Here is a 17,372-nt window from a genome sequence, read left to right as displayed (position 1 = left end):
TTAAATGGGAGGGTGCCATCAGGCGGATGGGGTATAGTTTGGGGATCGTAAGTGTTTCTATATCTACAAACGTTAACAGCGACTCCGTTGCTTATAAATTTTTGTAAAGAAATAGTGGATTTCGTGTAAAACTCGTGCTGCTTCTGCTGAGAAGTAAGCAGAGGTTTGCACCTGTTGATAATAACCTCAGCAATTCGGGTCGCATTCCAGATTGAACAGAGTTGCTACCGACAATGTGAACCTCTATTAAGCTAATGCGCGTACAAGTTGCCTCTCATGAAGACCATTATTTGTCATGAATCAAAGTCAATACAAATGACTGATGACGAATGACTAAGGACGATCCTCACAAATAATGATTGTGCATTCTTATATGCCTAACAGCTTAGTCCTGACAGTTATGTCACGTTTTTCAAATAGTAAGGCAAAAATACATGGAACCAACATTGATTTCACAAGTGCAATCTCTAATAGACGAACTCCGAGAACTGGAAATTGATGCCCTAATACCTGAAAATCTACAAATTCGAAGGCTACAAGGTAAACCTGCACCTGACCCTAACAATACACCTACATCTGGCGATGATGTTCTGATCGGGACTCAAGGTCCTGATGAAATTTTTGCGCTAGGTGGCAATGATACCGTAGTGAGTCTTGCTGGCAATGACATAGTCAATGCTGGACCTGGGAACGACGGGGTAATTGCGGGGGCTGGCGATGACCAAGTAAATGGTGGTATTGGAACCGATGTACTCTTGGGAGGGACTGGCAATGACACCCTCAATGGCGCTCCGGGCAATGACACCCTTGTTGGTGAAGAGGGGAATGACATCCTCAATGGAGGTCTTGGCGATGATACCCTGATTGGTGACCTCACTGATGGTAGCGGAGCCGGGAACGATCTCCTCAGAGGTGGTGATGGAAAAGACAGGCTGTTTGGCGGTAACGGCGATGACCAACTGTTCGGTGAGGATGACGAAGACCAACTGAACGGTGATACTGGAAATGATTTGCTTGATGGCGGAGGTGACAACGACACCGTGTTTGGTGGCACTGGAAATGACACCGTTAGGGGTGGTGCTGGAAATGACGCTGTTATTGGTGGAGGTGGTAACGACTCTGTGTTTGGTGACAGTGGAAGTGACCGATTGATTGGGATTGACCCTTTTCTGCCACAACTCAACTTTGGCAGAAGCGAGGTTGATACTTTAACTGGTAATCAAAGTAACGACATATTCGTCCTTGGAGACCAAATCAATGACGCTGATGTCGTTTTTTATAATGACGGCAATTCTTCTACTGCTGGGACTGGCGACTATGCTTTGATTGCTGACTTTGGATTCGCTGGCGATCGCCTCGATCGCGGTAGCGATCGAATCCAACTTGCTGGCTCAAGCAGTAACTATTCCTTGGGTTCATCTCCTAGTGGCTTACCATCTGGTACGGCAATATTCTTCAATGAAGGCACTCCAGAACTGATTGGTATTTTGCAAGGAATCTCCCTAACGGATGTTAGTCTTGCCAATTCTGACCAATTCGTTTTCGTTTAACTGACATCTTCAACTAGAGACCGTAAATTTACGGTCTCTACACCCGTTAAAAACGCTTGGGAGCGCGATCGGCTTAGAGGAGTGCTCTTAGGGAGAAAAAAGATGAAAGACAATCAGCCTGAACAACTGTTTACAGAATTAGATCCTGTTTTTGAAGAAATTTCAGATGACAAGTCTGCTTCTATAACAGGAGGAGCCAGAGCAAACATCGCAGGCAGAATTCCGAGAGTAGGATCGACAACATTTCCAACAGTATATACCACCACTAGCGAATTCAATGACATTTCAATTCGATTGACTGAGAACCCTTACGACGTGAATGTTAAAGCTGTGCGTGCCGATGGCACGGGTGATGTAAGTAGTTACGTAAGGACGATTCCTGCAAACTACCACGGAGTCGTCACTGTTGCGGCGGACGTGCGCGATGGAACCAGATTTAAGCTTGACTTTGATGCTTCGACGCTGAATTACTTCGACATAGCAGGGCGGATCACTTACTAGAAGGAAGGCTTTAGTTAGCTTTTTGCTGTTAGTCTCGTCCGACTTCTGCACTAAGGAGAAAAAAGATGAACACTATTCAACACGAACCCTTGTTCACTGATTTGACCTCAGAACAAGCAGCAATCATTGAGGGAGGTGTGTTCTACCCGTACACGACTCGAGATGTTACCAGCCGATTGAACATTCGTTCTGGTCCCGGCACCAATTACAAAATCGTTGACTATTGGTATCCTGGCGAGGTCAAGTACCTGGAATCACCACCTATCATAAGGAACGGGTTCCAGGCATTCGATTCGTCGCGGGATAAGTGGGTGTCAACGCGATACATCCAGCGAACGGGGGGTCAGGGTATAGAGTAAAGATAAGCTTGATGCTCCAACGACGGACTTGTCCTTTGACATAGTATGGCTGATCGGGTACTAGGAGGAAGGCTTTAGCTTTTTGCCGTTAGTCTCGTCGGACTTCTGCACCAAGGAATTTAGTTAGAGCGATCGTTTTTGCTACTCATTTTGAGTTGGGTCAGACGGTCATGTTGTGTTGCAAAAAAAATTTTGAAACACTATTTGTCGTCATACTACAGTTTGGAACTCAATTCCATATAGGGTTTTTGGAAATTTTTGCAACACAACTTCTAACACACTGAAAACCAGCCATATCCGGTCGGAGCTTTTGCTGCGACCGCTCTTTCTCTCCTGCGTAAGTCTTGAAGATGAAATACCAAATTGTTTTACAACACAGCGAAGAAGACTGCGGCGCTGCCTGCCTTGCCACTGTTGCCAAACACTACAAACGCACCTTTGCCATCGGTCGGTTACGAGAAGCAGTTGGGACTGGTTCACGAGGAACCTCTCTGCTGGGGTTGAGACGAGGAGCCGAAGCTCTGGGATTCAATGCCCGCCAAGTCAAAGCTTCTCCGCAACTGCTCGACTCTTTACATAAAGTTTCGCTGCCCGCTATTATACATTGGAAAGGTTACCACTGGGTTGTTTTATACGGGCAAAAAGGGAAAAAATATGCTATTGCTGACCCTGCTGTAGGTATTCGCTATCTCACTCGCTCTGAGTTAATGAGTGGTTGGGGCAATGGCGTGATACTACTATTGGAGCCAGATGACAGCCGCTTTTACGAGCAGCCGTCAGATAAAGTAGGCGGCTTTGGGCGTTATCTGGTGCGGGTTTTGCCCTATCGCAACATTTTAGCTCAAGCGATCGCAATCAATATCGCCATCGGTCTCCTCTCCCTCGCCTCCCCGTTGATGATGCAACTGCTCACGGATGACGTGCTGGTGCGGGGAGATACCCAACTGCTTACCACAGTAGCAATTGGGGTCATTGTCATGAACTTATTTAGAAGTGCCATAGGTTTGGTACAGTCTCACCTGATTGGTCACTTCGGTCAGCGACTGCAATTAGGATTAATCCTAGAATACGGGCGAAAACTCCTACACTTGCCCCTCTCATATTTTGAAGGACGGCGCAGTGGGGAAGTTGTTAGCCGCATTGCCGATGTTGATGCCATCAATACTCTAGTTTCCCAAATTGTCCTCGGTTTACCCAGCCAATTTTTTATCGCTGTGGTTTCTTTGGGCTTTATGCTGTTCTACAGTTGGGGACTCACTCTGGCTTCCCTCGCCGCCTTTGTCATCGTCACGGTCGTCAACCTGCTTTTTCTCCCCGCTTTACGCCAGAAAACCCGCAGCCAAATTGTCTTAAGCACGGAAAACCAAGGCTTTCTCGTTGAAACCTTTCGCGGTGTCCAAGTTCTTAAAACTACCCAAGCGACTCCCCAAGCTTGGCAAGAGTATCAGAGCAATTTTGGTCATCTTGCTAACTTGGGCTGGACTACGATGAAGTTGGGGCTTTACAGCTTGGCTTCCTGGGTTCAGCTATTGGGTTAGTTGATGAGTTGATCGTTGCCCAGATTGTCATCCAACGCTTGACGGAAGTCATCGATGCTACCCCAGAAGACGAAAACGACTTCAAGAAGCCAGAGGCAGAAATTCCCCCAAATGCAGATATTACCTGCACCAACCTCAACTTTCACCATGCTGGTAGAGTTGACCTGCTTTCTGATTTTTCCCTAACTATGACTGGTGGTCAAGTCATTGCCCTGATTGGTAAATCTGGGTGTGGCAAAAGTACCCTCGCCAAAATGATTGCTGGGTTATATTCTCCCCAGTCTGGTAATATCCGCTACGGTATCTATAACCAGCAAGACCTCTCCTTGGAATGTCTGCGACAGCAGGTGGTGCTTGTACCTCAAGAACCGCACTTTTGGAGTCGCTCAATTATTGACAACTTCCGCTTCAGCTATCCCCACATATCTTTTGAGCAAATTGTTAGGGCTTGCCAAATTGCTGGTGCAGACGAGTTTATCAGTAAACTGCCTGACAAGTATCAAACCGTTTTAGGAGAATTTGGCGCTAATCTCTCTGGAGGTCAAAAGCAAAGATTAGCCATAGCAAGAGCCATAGTGACTGAACCGCCGATACTTATTTTAGATGAATCCACTGGCGCTCTCGACCCGGTGAGTGAAGCGCAAGTCCTAGATAAATTGCTGTACTACCGAACTGGGAAAACCACAATTATGATTAGTCATCGCCCAAAAGTCATCCAGCGAGCTGACTGGATTGTGCTGCTCGAACTTGGGCGCGTGAAAATCCAAGGGACTCCCCAAGAGCTACGCCATCAAAGAGGCGATCGCTTAGATTTCCTAGACGAAGTTGTTCCATCAACAAATGGTTTTGTTTCGTCCTTAGTCATTAGTCATTAGTCATTTGTTAGTAGTTAGTTGTCAAAATTACTACTATCTACTAACAACTAACCACTAACTATTTCCTATGCTTAGCCACTCCAATTCAGATTCTCTTCCCCTGATTGAAGAAAACGGTTTTCTACCACCTATTGGTCGTTGGACGACTGTTGGGGGAATGGTTATGCTCAGTTTTCTGGGAATAGCTATCGCTCTTGCCTCTGTAACCCAATACAAAGTCACTGTTAAAGCAGAAGCAAACCTGCGCCCTGCTGGTGAACTGCGGATTGTTCAGGCTGCTACAGAAGGTTCAGTTATGCGCGTCTCTGTGAAAGAGAATCAAGTTATTAAAAAAGGAGATGCGATCGCCACGATTGACAACTCTCGCCTTCTCACCAAAAAGAGCCAACTGCAAAGCAACATTCAACAAGCTCGCTTACAACTCGTTCAACTTAATGCTTAGATTAGTGCTCTCCACAGCCAGATGAGAGCCGAAACTGACCGTGTGAGCCGCGTTGTTGCTGCAGCCGAAGCTGAGTTATCGCACCGCAGTCGAGACTATCGGGACAAGCTTGTGACCACCGTTGCTGATGTCGAAGAAGCCGTGGCGAATGTCAGAATGGCACAGAGGGAACTGCAAAAAGCTCAAGTAGAGTTGGGATCGGCACAGGCGAATTTCAGATCGACGGTAGCCACCTTAGCCGCAGCGCGGTCAAAACGGGATAGGTATCAGGCGGTGGCGAAGGAAGGAGCACTGTCTCTAAACTATTTTGAGGAAGCACAACTGGTTGTTGACCAACAACAACAAGCTGTGGAGGTGCAAAAAGCAACAATTGAGGCGCAAAAACAAACCATTGAGCGGTTACAACAAGCAGTCTCAGCAACTGTTGCCAAACGACAACGCGCGATCGCGACCCTCAATCCAACTCAAGCAGAAGTTGCGATCGCTCAAGCACGCATTGCCCAAGAAAAAGCTGCTGGAAAAGCCAACCAAGCGACATTAGACAAAGAACGCAAAGCCTTGATTCAGCAACGAATTGAAATACAGAAGCAGCTAGAGCGGGATGTCCGCGAACTCCAACAAGTGGAAATCGACCTCCGTCAAACCGTCATGACTGCCACAGCCGACGGTATAATTTCCAAGCTTAACCTACGAAACCCCGGTCAGACTGTGCGTCCTGGAGAGGAAATCGCTCACATTGTCCCTAGTGATACCCCCTTAATAGTCAAGGCAGCGGTGGCACCTGAAGATAAAAGCAAGTTAAAAGAAGGACAAAACGTACTAGTGCGAGTTTCTGCCTGTCCTTATCCAGATTACGGCACTCTTAAAGGTAAGGTCAAGGCGATTTCCCCAGATGCATTTGTTCCTCAAGGCAATGGTGCTACTGTAGCAGCCTCCACAACAGCTAACAGCCAAAAGACGGCTGTAGGGGGTGCCTTTTATGAGGTCACAATTGAACCTGAAAGCCTTTCTTTACATCACGGGGAAAAACAGTGTTTTATTCAATTAGGGATGGAGGGCAGAGCTGATATTGTTTCCAAAGAAGAGACTGTACTGCAATTCTTTCTCAGGAAGGCAAGGCTAATTGCAGACTTGTAAGGTTGTTGATGAATTAAGGCTTGGGCAGTGTAATCTCTTTAAATGCAGCAAGAATTATTTCTGCGCTAGGTCTTGCAGTTTCTCGCTTCGGATTGCCAACATAAAGACCAGCAAGTTTTTCTTTCTCTTTTTCTAGATTGTAACGAACCTGGAATTCTAAAAGGTTTAAAACTCGCAAACCAATAGAGAGTAGTCTTATTAAACTATAGACTTTGTATGACAGCTTACAGCAAAAGGTACAAGTCGAAAACTAAACCAGCCAGTAAACTTACAGGAGTTAAAATTACTGATTGCTCTAACGTTTTTCACGCTTTTACTTCAGTTTCATGATTAAGAATTGTAACTATTCTCTGATGATTGCGTAAAACCTAGCCTCTCTCTTCCGAGAAACATATGAAGGCTTCAGTCAGAAGTTTATTTCCGACTAAAGCTGGATTTAGTTCATTAGACATTAATGGTAACGAAGGAGAAATTACATGGTATCTACTTCTGGTAACGATGTAATTTATAATGCTGAAGATTTTGATACAACTGACGGACTAGGAGACGACTTGTTGGGTATTAGTGGACGACCTACTCCCGGCAATGATGTAATTTATGGTACTAACAACTCTGACACAATTAATGCACTTGACGGAAATGACATAGTTTACGGACGCGACGGCAATGACACGCTCTATGGTGGGAGTAGCAATGACAGACTTTATGGTGAGAATGGTAATGACATACTTTATGGTGGGAGTGGCAATGACAGACTCTATGGTGGGAGTGGCAATGACACTATAATAGATGGTTTCGGGAGTGACATCCTGACTGGTAATGCTGGGGCTGATTATTTTTACATCACCTATGATGGTAGTGTTGACCGTATCACAGACTACACTCCCGCTCAAGGTGATAGATACTTCGTCATTTTCCCTACTGGTAGTACCTATTCTACTGAACAGTTCAACTACGATGTCAGTAGTGGTGCTTTGTCTTTCCAAGGCAACCAAATTGCCATTTTTGAGAACAAACCTACTGATTTCTCAACAAGCAGTTTTAGCTTAACAACCAGTCAAGATTTAACAACCAGTCTCGGCTCTGACATCTTTTAAGAGTGTGTTGATGTTAAGTCTAAGTAGTTAAAGTCGAGGATCGTTTTAGAAACTGCAAACTTAACACTGGATAGAGCAACATCTGTCCAGTGTTTTTAGTCGTTACTTTTTAACTTGCTTGTTGACGTTTAATTTCTTGTCTTAATATTTCACATTGTTTTCCAGCAACTCTTGCTTGTTGCCTGTACTGTTTAGCTTGTTCTCGGTCAGTTAAACAAAGTTCAGTTGCTTTTTTACTAAATTCAACTGCTTGTTTGCTGAATACTTTAATCTGAGTTCTTAAATCTTCAACTGTGTTCATAATTACCTGTTTCTTGTCTTTTTAACTCTTGTACTAAAGCCTGACATTCTCTACTAGTATCTCTAGCTTGTCGCATCAAATCGAGTTTTTGTTTGCGATTTTCTTTTGGTTTAATGGGTATCAAACCTGCTTGACGGCTTAATGTGGCTGCCGTTGCGGCATATTTTTTTATTTTTGCTTTAAGTTCTTCAGTTGACATCTTCTAACTTCCTAATTCTAAATTTCCCATTTGTTCATATGTTTATTGTTGCGGTGGACTTCCCCCGTTATTATTTCGCAAGTATTACCAGATTTGTTGTATTTCAAGTTGACGTTGTTCTATTTCGCGTTGGCGTTCCTCCATCTGCCTACGAAACTCTTGACGGTCGATTGCGGCTTGCTGACGATCTTGGGCTGCTTCCTCTGCTAATCTGTTGATGTTGCGGGTAGTTTGCGCGTTTAACTCATCTACTCTTTGGCTTACTGCGGCTACGTTCTCGGTTAACTGCTGAATGTTCGCTACCAGTACATCAATATTGCCGTCATGCTGTTTAATTGTTTCGTCGTGTTCGGCTACTTTCTCGCCTACATTCACAAATAAAGTCTCTAGCCTGCTTAAACGTTCTTCTATGGTTGGTCGATTTGTGGTCATTTATCCGTACCTTCTAATTGTTTGATTTTTTCTAGCTCAGTATCTAACTGGTTTCGGTGTACCAATTCTCCTTTGAGAATTTTGTGTACTATATCGTCAACTCTGGCACTGGCATTACCACCTTTTTTAAGCCAAGCTACCGTTTCAGGTAAGAGCGTTAGGTTACAGGCGACTTTGTTCTGTCTCCTGGATGCTGCACCCATCTTCAGATTCTCTAAAGATGCTGGATTCATGTTTCGTTTGGGCATTCCAATTTATGCGCGTAGTTGGATAATACTCAGTTTAGCACTCACTTTTTCAAATGTGTGCATTACTGAGATGATTTTTAAGGGTCGTCAAAAATTCTGTTGTGGTTGCTTGCTTCCGAATTCCGAGCATTAAACTAACACCTTCCGAATCGACTTCGGAAAGCTTCGGAAATTCGGTATAGACAACCGAACTCCGAACATTGTGAAAGCTGCTCGTATCTTGACTTTCAGTCTAATGTTCGGAGTGTAGACAACCGAACTCCGAGCATTAAACTGTCACAGTGCCAGTTGGCGAACGCGTGCCTTATTTCCGATTGATTCGCATTGTTTCCGATTGATTCGGGGAAACGGTAGCGGGTTGAAGAAAAGTGCATTGCCAGAACACAAACACAATCCCCAGAGCTATGAGCAGCGGTAAAAGCCAGTTTTTAGTAGGTAATTGAAAACTGGAAAGAGTTAACTGTGGTTCGGGCTTGAGTATAGGCTTGAACTGATTCAAAGGAGTGTCAAAACTTTGCATATAGGCTTGTACTTGGTATTGAGCCGAGAACCGAGTAATTTCCTGCAAGATGGTCTGAAAAGTCTTATTCTGTCTGGGTTTGATAATTTGCTACATTAGGGTCAAAAAAAGTCGTGTTTTGTAACGAGAAATCAAGCCTTTTGAGGTCCGGAATGCAGGTTTTTACAGCCATCTCGGTGCAATGCCTTCTACTGCTGGAACTGGCGACTACGCTTTGATTGCTGACTTTGGATTCGCTGGCGATCGCCTCGATCGCGGTATTGATCGAATCCAGCTTGCTGGCTCAAGCAGTAGCTATTCCTTGGGTTCATCTCCTAGTGGCTTACCATCCGGTACGGCAATATTCTTCAATGGAGGTACTCCAGAATTGATTGGTATTTTGCAAGGAATATCTCGAACGGATGTTAGTCTTACCAATTCTAACCAATTCGTTTTCGTTTAACTGACATCTTCAACTAGTAGTCCGCCACATTAATTCTAAATGGGTTAGATTGGTCAGATCCCCGACTTTTTTGAAAAGTCGGGGATTTTGCAGTCCATTAAAATTATAGAATAATACTAAGCTTCATGTTAAAGTTTTACTTATTATGTCTACCTACCTAAGAGGTTGTTTGAAAAGTGGTTAGCTGTGATTTTAATTGCATTATTACCCCCCTTAATCTCCCCTTAGAAAGGGGGGAAACAAGAAAAATCTAGTTCCCTCCCCTTTCTAAGGGGAGGGTTAGGGTGGGGTAAAAAATATTTGATACATTGAACGTGACTTTTCAAACATTCTCTAAGCAAGACTCTGACTTAAAAAGATTCGTTTACTACATGATGAGCCGGGATGTTGTCACTGGGAGTACCACTTACTTCAACAACGCCTGAGAGATTCAGAATATTATTAGCCCGGATTTATCGCATAGAAGAACGCGAGCGCCTAACCTCAAGAAGCAGTGACATCGTAGGACATTGCTGCGATCGCTAACACTACTCACTTTTGATAAAGACGGGGTGTGAATAAGGGCAAAAACATGGCAAGAAAAAAATTTAGATTACGAATAATTAAACGCCTTTTCAATTTACTGTTGCTTTTAGCTATGTTCTTGGGGGGAGGATTATTGCCTCCTACTTTTGCTCATATAAAAGCGGCAAATTCCATTGTTCAAAGTGTCCCTAATACCCAAAACTTGGCGGAACAAGGGAGAAAATTCTATGAAGCCTCGCGCTTTGCTGATGCAGTAGGGATGTGGCAACAAGCGCTCCCTGCATTCAAAGCCAGTGGTGATGTACTGCGACAAGCCATGACACTGGGCAATCTATCATTAGCTTATCAGCAACTGGGACAGTGGGTTGAGGCAGAAGGTGCGATCGCTCAAAGCCTGAACCTCTTAAAAACCTCTCCAAATATAAACACAAAAGAGCGCTCCCAAATTCTTGCACAAGTTCTAGATATTCAAGGTCGCTTGCAATTAGCGCTTGCCAAACCCGAAGATGCCCTCAATACTTGGCGACAGGCATCTGTTATTTATACTCAAATAAACGATAACAATGCTCTTATCAATAACCGCATTAACCAAACGCAAGCGATGCAAGCCCTAGGACTTTATCGCCAAGCTCAAAAGACATTAACTGAAATCGCCCAACTTTTACAAAATCAACCAAACTCGACACTCAAGGTTATGGGATTGCGTAGCCTTGGCAACGTCCTAGCTACTATAGGTGATTTAGAAACATCCCGGCAAATATTGCAACAAAGTTTAGAAATAGCAAAAGCCATGCGAGATCCGCAAGCGCTCGGTGATGTTCTGCTAAGTCTAGGCAACACAGCTAGCGCCTTGCAAGATACTCAAGCAGCTATAAAGTTTTATCAACAGGCTAGTAACGCTGCTACCTCACCCATGACGCGCGTTCAAGCTCAAGTCAATCAATTGAGATTACTGCTAGATACCAAACAATGGAAACCTTTTTATGCGTTGTCATCTCAAATCCAAACTCAACTTACTGATTTGCCTCTTAACCGCACAGTAATTTATGCCAGAATCAACTTTGCTGAAAGTCTGATGAAATTGGCGAGTGAGAAAGGGTTAGGGAGCAGGGGGCAGGGAGTAGGTGGTGAAATGACTTCCTTCTCCCCCTCATACCCTTCTGTCCTACGTACTTCTGCTCAATTACTGTCAACTGCCGTGCAGCAAGCAAAAAGTCTGCAAGACCAACGCACAGAATCTTATGCTCTTGGTACCTTGGGTAAGGTGTATGAACAAACCCAACAGTTGTCTGATGCACAAAACTTAACTCAGCAAGCCTTGCTTATAGCTCAAGCTGTTGACGCTAAAGACATTGCTTATCGTTGGCAATGGCAACTAGGACGTTTGTTGAAAGCTAAGGGAGATACGACTGGAGCGATCGCAGCTTACACTGGAGCAGTCAATCACCTCCAAGCCCTCCGCAGCGACTTAGTTGCTGTCAATCCCGCAGTTAAGTTTTCCTTTCGAGAGGAAGTCGAACCCGTTTATCGACAGCTAGTTGATTTACTTTTACAATCTCCAGGGAATACCCAACTTAGCTCAGAAAATATTGAAAAAGCTAGTGAGACCATAGAATTGCTGCAAGTAGCAGAACTTGACAACTTTTTTCGGAATACCTGTTTAAATGCTCGGCTCTCAAGTAAAAAAGCAGAACCCACAGCAGCCGCTATCTATCCATTTATGTTGCCAGACCGACTGGAGGTTATTCTCCAATTACCTCAAAAGCGTTGGCTGCACTATACTACTCCGGTAGGTGAAAAGGAAGTGCAAAGTACTGTAGACCAACTACGAGAAAATTTACCCAAGCCACACACACTGCGACAGGTTCAGTCCTTATCTCAAAAGATTTATGATTGGCTGATTCGACCTGCTGAAGCCGCCTTAGCTGAAAGCAAAACCCCTAATTTAGTATTTGTACTAGATGGTGGGTTGCGAAACATTCCGATGCCAGCTTTGTACGACGGTAAACAGTATCTGGTAGAGAAGTATAGCATTGCACTGACTCCCGGTTTGCAACTGATAGAACCTAAACCATTGCAGAAAAAATTAAAAGCAATAGCCGCAGGATTGAGTGAATCACGTTCTGGGTTTTCTGCGCTCCCTAATGTGAAGCTTGAATTAGAAAAAATCCGCTCTCAGATACCCAGCAGTATTCTTATAAACCAGGAGTTTACCAGCAAAGCATTGCAAAATCGCATTAATTCTTTGCCTTTCCCTGTCGTTCACCTTGCAACTCACGGTCAGTTTAGCTCTAAAGCTGAGGATACATTCATTGTCGCTTGGGACGATCGCATCTTTGTTAAAGAGTTTAATACCTTAGTGCGAACGATCGAGCAAAACAGACCAGAAGCTATTGAATTGCTCATCCTTAGTGCGTGTCAAACCGCAGCCGGGGACAAACGAGCTGCTTTAGGAATTGCTGGTGTCGCTTTCCAAGCAGGAGCACGTAGTACGATCGCTTCCCTATGGAACTTGGATGACGAATCTACTGCCGTGTTGATGAGTCAATTTTACCAAGAGTTAGCCAACAAAAAACTCACAAAAGCCGAAGCACTCCGTCGCGCCCAGTTAGCTCTGTTACAGAATCCTAAGTACAAGCGTCCCAGGTTTTGGGCACCCTACGTTCTGCTAGGTAATTGGCTCTAAGACCCAGTAGAACACTTATAGTTTGAAACGGCATAAGCACCAGTCCTGCATTTCGCATCTATACTGCAATATATTGGTAACTTTTTGTAAAGAAATAGTGGGTTTTGTGGAAAACATTTGCGCGTGAGACTGAGTAAGTAGACAGGAGTTGCTTTGACTTCCAATGTGTGTAGTTTACTCAACAAAGAGTACAAAGTGACTATCGTTCAGCAACTACTTTAGATGGAGGTTGTAATCGTGGTATATAAAGAAGGCACTGATATAGGCGAACGTATAGATGGGACTCCACAAGATGACACATTAGACGGCAAAGGAGGTAATGACAGGATATACGGCGGTGCAGGCAATGACACTCTCATAGGTGGGGCAGGTAACGACTACTTAGTAGGGGGATCTGGTAATGACAGACTGACTGGTGGTCCGGGTAGAGATACCTTTGTACTCTATCACTCAGGTGGCGGTTTTGATACGATTACGGATTTTACAGTTGGTGCTCTTGGTGATGTTATTGATGTTACCACTGCTACCAATCTTACCATTCGCGGTTATGAAACATTCGATCTTGATATTAACCTTACTGAAGGTGCAGCTACTGGCTCTACTGAGTTTACAACTTATTCACTGCCGATTGGTTCGAGTAGCGCTACACCACTTCCCCCTGGCATAACATATAATTACTATACTGGTATTCTAAGTTCTATGGGGCAGCCGATAGCTCAGTTCTCAGCTCCTTACCCTAATTTAAGTGGTAATGATTTTATATCATTGTGATCTGCGTAGTAAAACGAAAAATTAGGATTTGTATTGGGTGTAGAGAACAAAGTGTAGGATATGGGGAAAAACTTTAAAGTTACGCATTATACTCTACACCCAATACGTCATATCTAGTCTTAACGAATAAGCTTGGTATGGAAGTTCTGATAAAGCAACTTTACCTATTAGTAGAGATGAGTTCTATGCGTTTAAAAAGCTTGTTCAGTCAGGGTTACCAGTTAGGATTGTCAGGATTACTGGTTTTAGTTGGGTTGCTTGGAGGAGGGGGCAGTATCACCTTTGCCGAGGTCACTGCCGACTCTTCATTGGGAACTCAAGTCACAATTAACGGCGATACTCTGGAGATTACAGGAGGTACAACCGTTGGCGATAAAAATTTATTCCATAGTTTCAGTAACTTTAGTGTTCAAGGTGAGGAGGTAGTCAATTTCCATAGCGCCTCTAACATTAATAATATTTTGGTGCGAGTTACAGGAGGAAACCCCTCTGATATCCAGGGAACGCTTCAAACTCAGGGCAATGCTAATCTCTTTCTCATCAACCCTAACGGCATTTTATTTGGAGAAAATGCCCGATTAGATATTGGCGGTTCATTTGTAGGAACAACAGCTAGTGCTATTCAGTTTCCTGGTGGTGAAGAATTTTCCATGACTTCAACAGTTAATCCGCTTAATCCCTTGCTAACGGTGAATCCTTCTGCATTTCTGTTTAATCAAGTTGCATCTGGGCAAACTTCTATTCAAGTCAATACTAGCCCACAACCTTTGTCGGTTCCTGACGGTAAAAGTTTGTTGCTAGTGGGCGGCGACGTGAACTTGGAGGGAGGGCGACTGCGGGCTAGAAGTGGTCGAATCGAATTAGGAGGGTTGGCAGGAGTAGGAACCGTAGGCTTAAACATTGATGGCAACAATCTCAGCCTAAGTTTTCCTGAGGCTGTAGCGCGAGCCGATGTATCTCTCACCAATACAGCCAGAGTAATTGCTGATGGCAGAGGCGGTGGCAGTATTCAGGTGCAAGGCAGGCGTGTTAGGCTTACGGATGATTCAGAGATTAGAACTATTAATACTATCGAAGCAGAAGCGGGAGGAACATTAGCGGTAATCGCATCAGAGTTAGTAGAACTTCTGGGAGGAAGCCGCCTGTTAACCACAACGGAAGGCACTGGAAATGCGGGCAATATCAGGATTGAAGCTGGACGGTTAATTATTCAAGACGGAGCACAGGCTTCAGCTACCACTCGTAGTGAAGGGCAGGGGGGAAAATTGTCTGTGACAGCAACAGACTCTATCCAACTCATTGGAGCCTTGGGAGATGAACCCAGTGGTTTGTTTGCTCGAACAGAAGGCGCTGGAGATGCAGGAAGTTTAGAGATAGAAACTAGGCAGCTAATTGTTCGAGATGGGGCACGAATTTCAGCTTCCACAGAGTCTACTGGAAAGGGGGGAAGCATTATGGTGAAGGCTGGAGAATTGAATGTTTTGAATGGAGCTGAAGTCATTGTCAATAGTACAGGGTTAGGAGATGCAGGCTTACTCTCAGTAGAAGCTAACTCTATCAATCTGGACACCCAAGGAAAACTGGCAGGTACAACAGCATCGGGTAGGGGTGGGAATATTAGTTTACAGGTGCAGGATTTAATAGCCATGCGTAATGGTAGTGCGATAACAACTACAGCTGCCAACAACGGTAGTGGCGGTAATATCACAATTAATGCGACCTTCATTGTCGCCGTACCTAGAGAAAATAGTGACATTCTTGCTAATGCCAATGAAGGTTCTGGAGGTCAGATTGAAATCAACGGCACTGGCATATACGGACTCTTAAACCGCACAGGGCAAACCCCAAGTGATAATATCAGCGAAATCAATGCCAGTTCAGAATTTGGTATAGACGGCTCTATAGAAATCAACACACCTGATATTGACACCAACAGTGGCTTAATTAACTTACCAACAGTACCAGTCGATACTGAAGTAGCACAGGGCTGTACTGCGGGTGAAACTCAAGCCCAAAGCGAACTTATCATCACTGGACGTGGCGGCTTACCTCCTAACCCAGGTGAAGCACTCAGTTCTGATGCAGTGCAGGTAGATTTAGTGACTCTCAATCCAAGTACTGACAACCGCAATAGTTCAAATGTTAGCAAAAATCTCACTACTGCCACTTCAGAGAGCATTATAGAAGCTACTGGGTGGGTACTAAACGAAAAAGGTGAAGTAGTCCTTACAACTAATTCTTCCACCACTACGCCTCATAGCCCTTGGTTTAACCCTGCTTCTTGTAGAACAAGTTAGCGTTGGACTTCACTACTGATTTTCCAAGCTACAGCACTTCACTTTTTATTAACAACAACAAAATCACATAGAGATAGATATGTCATTAAAAACAGAAGATTCTGGGGAATTTATCAAATCTGAACCGTTTTTACTGCCTTATTCTCAAGCGAGTTTCCATGTTTTAATCAATGCAATTAACAAGTATGAGCAAGCTGTTAAACAACACATCGATCCCGAAATAAACAGTGAAGATGCTATTTTATTATTAGCAAATATGATTGAAAAACTGACAAATTCTTTGTTAAAGAATACAAGGAATGCGTCAAAAAAATAATGAAACAAAGCTGACGTAGTGTCTTTTGACTTGTAGTTTGTTGCATTAATTTTGGGAGCATCCCAATCTGGCACACGCCCTCAGAATAGAATTCACCGTCACGTTAATACAAAAGTCCTCGCAGGCGGACGAGCGCTTGTATAGACGCGATTTCTAATCGCGGGCGTGTTTTTTCCCGAAGGGGTGCTGACTGTATCAGTCTGGGCTTCACTGCTGACGTTCTAAAGTGCAACAGTCCACTTTTGGTTCCGTTACCATATTACTCAAGTTAACAGCCTGCAATAGTGCAGCCCAAGAACTATCTTGCGGATTGGTGTGACGTAGTTCATTAGCAGTGCTCAGGGCATCATACCAAAAACCATTAGTCCCATAAAGGGTTATGCGCTGACCAGGTGTTGCTTTTTCCAGCTGAGTTTTCAGAGCAGAGTTCAGTAACTCCCGTCTTACGTATCCTTCAATATCAGCAATAATTTGAGCGTCCTTATTGCAATAGATATTCAAATACCAACGGTACTGCTTACCAATTTCTAGAGGTGCTGCTTTTGATGGCAGACGAATGCTAATAACTCCCGGTGTCCCAGTTAAAAGAATTTTGTAAATTGTCTGATTTTTTTGTGCTTCATCTTCTAGCACAAACTCTCCATACGCAAAAGAGGACGAATAAGGAACATAGAATAAGAAAGTAGGATGTTCAGCAGCTGTCACTCCCAATACCAATTCTGACCCTGAATATACAGGCACTAACGCTGTTAACCGCTTTTGAGAAACGGACGACAGGGGCTTGTTCGCTTCCCGAGTACAGCCACGGCTACCAGCTTCTTCTCTCTTACCGGGTTCTCCAATGTCAGTCGGTGGTGGCGGTGCAACGAAGATCGACGAACGGTTTAATTGTTCTTTTGGTTTTAATGTTGGGTTTTGTCCAACCAATAGGGAGTTGACAGGTTGTGCATATGCTTGCACACAGCTAAATAAGACCCAACTAACAGCAAGGGGAATTTGAATCTTCACAAATAATTTCATCTCTTTAATATGCCTCTTGTTGTAGAAATTACTTCCTTTCCGCTCTAAAATTACTGATTTTTGTAGGGTGGGCAGTGCCCACCAACGGCGAATGGTGGGCACTGCCCACCCTACCT

Annotated in this window: 14 protein-coding genes and 3 pseudogenes; 10 read left to right on the top strand and 7 right to left on the bottom strand. The window is 44.1% G+C overall.

The window, feature by feature from the left end; translation table 11 throughout:
* Window positions 1-434 precede the first annotated feature (434 nt).
* From ACKTT2_RS12150 to ACKTT2_RS12135, 4 genes and pseudogenes are all read left to right on the top strand, one after another.
* The gene (locus ACKTT2_RS12150; protein ID WP_407887050.1) at window positions 435-1,550 is read left to right on the top strand and encodes a calcium-binding protein; all 1,116 of its coding nucleotides are present in this window, start codon (window positions 435-437) and stop codon (window positions 1,548-1,550) included.
* Between the two features lie 102 nt (window positions 1,551-1,652).
* Window positions 1,653-2,051: a hypothetical protein gene (locus ACKTT2_RS12145; RefSeq protein ID WP_407887048.1), complete on the top strand. Its 399-nt coding sequence runs from the start codon at window positions 1,653-1,655 to the stop codon at window positions 2,049-2,051.
* Window positions 2,052-2,760: 709 nt separating this feature from the next.
* Window positions 2,761-4,823 (top strand): annotated as a pseudogene (locus ACKTT2_RS12140) (peptidase domain-containing ABC transporter).
* Between the two features lie 67 nt (window positions 4,824-4,890).
* Window positions 4,891-6,402: pseudogene (locus tag ACKTT2_RS12135) on the top strand (beta-barrel domain-containing protein).
* A 25-nt stretch (window positions 6,403-6,427) separates the two neighbouring features.
* On the opposite strand, the pseudogene ACKTT2_RS52325 reads toward ACKTT2_RS12135, so the two are convergent.
* Window positions 6,428-6,613, bottom strand: a pseudogene (locus tag ACKTT2_RS52325) (IS1634 family transposase); the annotation flags it as partial.
* A 265-nt stretch (window positions 6,614-6,878) separates the two neighbouring features.
* On the opposite strand from ACKTT2_RS52325, the gene ACKTT2_RS12130 reads away from it, so the two are divergent.
* Window positions 6,879-7,499, top strand: coding sequence for a calcium-binding protein (locus tag ACKTT2_RS12130; RefSeq protein WP_407887046.1), 621 nt, complete (start codon window positions 6,879-6,881; stop codon window positions 7,497-7,499).
* Window positions 7,500-7,608: 109 nt separating this feature from the next.
* Here ACKTT2_RS12130 and ACKTT2_RS12125 read toward each other — a convergent pair whose 3' ends face one another.
* From ACKTT2_RS12125 to ACKTT2_RS12105, 5 genes are all read right to left on the bottom strand, one after another.
* Entirely contained in the window at window positions 7,609-7,800 is a 192-nt protein-coding gene (locus ACKTT2_RS12125) for a hypothetical protein (protein ID WP_407887044.1), read from the bottom strand.
* On the bottom strand, window positions 7,787-7,999 hold the full coding sequence (locus tag ACKTT2_RS12120) for a hypothetical protein (RefSeq protein WP_407887042.1): 213 nt from the start codon (window positions 7,997-7,999) through the stop codon (window positions 7,787-7,789). Before ACKTT2_RS12120 ends, ACKTT2_RS12125 begins: the two co-directional genes overlap by 14 nt.
* A gap of 84 nt (window positions 8,000-8,083) precedes the next feature.
* The gene (locus tag ACKTT2_RS12115; RefSeq protein ID WP_407887040.1) at window positions 8,084-8,431 is read right to left on the bottom strand and encodes a hypothetical protein; all 348 of its coding nucleotides are present in this window, start codon (window positions 8,429-8,431) and stop codon (window positions 8,084-8,086) included.
* The gene (locus tag ACKTT2_RS12110; protein WP_407887038.1) at window positions 8,428-8,679 is read right to left on the bottom strand and encodes a hypothetical protein; all 252 of its coding nucleotides are present in this window, start codon (window positions 8,677-8,679) and stop codon (window positions 8,428-8,430) included. The genes ACKTT2_RS12115 and ACKTT2_RS12110 overlap by 4 nt, the downstream gene beginning before the upstream one ends.
* 304 nt (window positions 8,680-8,983) lie before the next feature.
* Window positions 8,984-9,199 carry a hypothetical protein gene (locus tag ACKTT2_RS12105; protein WP_407887036.1) on the bottom strand — a complete coding sequence of 72 codons (216 nt, stop codon included), beginning with the start codon at window positions 9,197-9,199 and terminating at the stop codon, window positions 8,984-8,986.
* Window positions 9,200-9,380: 181 nt separating this feature from the next.
* Here ACKTT2_RS12105 and ACKTT2_RS12100 point away from each other — a divergent pair, with 181 nt between their 5' ends.
* From ACKTT2_RS12100 to ACKTT2_RS12080, 5 genes are all read left to right on the top strand, one after another.
* Window positions 9,381-9,641, top strand: coding sequence for a hypothetical protein (locus tag ACKTT2_RS12100; protein ID WP_407887034.1), 261 nt, complete (start codon window positions 9,381-9,383; stop codon window positions 9,639-9,641).
* A 571-nt stretch (window positions 9,642-10,212) separates the two neighbouring features.
* Window positions 10,213-12,852: a CHAT domain-containing protein gene (locus ACKTT2_RS12095; protein ID WP_407887032.1), complete on the top strand. Its 2,640-nt coding sequence runs from the start codon at window positions 10,213-10,215 to the stop codon at window positions 12,850-12,852.
* Window positions 12,853-13,089: 237 nt separating this feature from the next.
* Complete coding sequence (locus ACKTT2_RS12090; protein WP_407887030.1) at window positions 13,090-13,623, top strand: hypothetical protein; 534 nt, start codon at window positions 13,090-13,092, stop codon at window positions 13,621-13,623.
* A 137-nt stretch (window positions 13,624-13,760) separates the two neighbouring features.
* Complete coding sequence (locus ACKTT2_RS12085) at window positions 13,761-15,920, top strand: two-partner secretion domain-containing protein (RefSeq protein WP_407887028.1); 2,160 nt, start codon at window positions 13,761-13,763, stop codon at window positions 15,918-15,920.
* Window positions 15,921-15,999: 79 nt separating this feature from the next.
* Window positions 16,000-16,236 carry a hypothetical protein gene (locus ACKTT2_RS12080; protein WP_407887026.1) on the top strand — a complete coding sequence of 79 codons (237 nt, stop codon included), beginning with the start codon at window positions 16,000-16,002 and terminating at the stop codon, window positions 16,234-16,236.
* Between the two features lie 207 nt (window positions 16,237-16,443).
* On the opposite strand, the gene ACKTT2_RS12075 is transcribed toward ACKTT2_RS12080, so the two are convergent.
* Window positions 16,444-17,358 carry a DUF928 domain-containing protein gene (locus ACKTT2_RS12075; RefSeq protein ID WP_407887024.1) on the bottom strand — a complete coding sequence of 305 codons (915 nt, stop codon included), beginning with the start codon at window positions 17,356-17,358 and terminating at the stop codon, window positions 16,444-16,446.
* Window positions 17,359-17,372 lie beyond the last annotated feature (14 nt).

The sequence above is a fragment of the Scytonema hankhaensis NUACC26 genome (genome assembly GCF_045865695.1).
Taxonomy (GTDB): domain Bacteria; phylum Cyanobacteriota; class Cyanobacteriia; order Cyanobacteriales; family Nostocaceae; genus Scytonema.
Note: the sequence above shows the minus strand (reverse complement) of the source record. Positions and strands in the feature narration are given on the sequence as shown.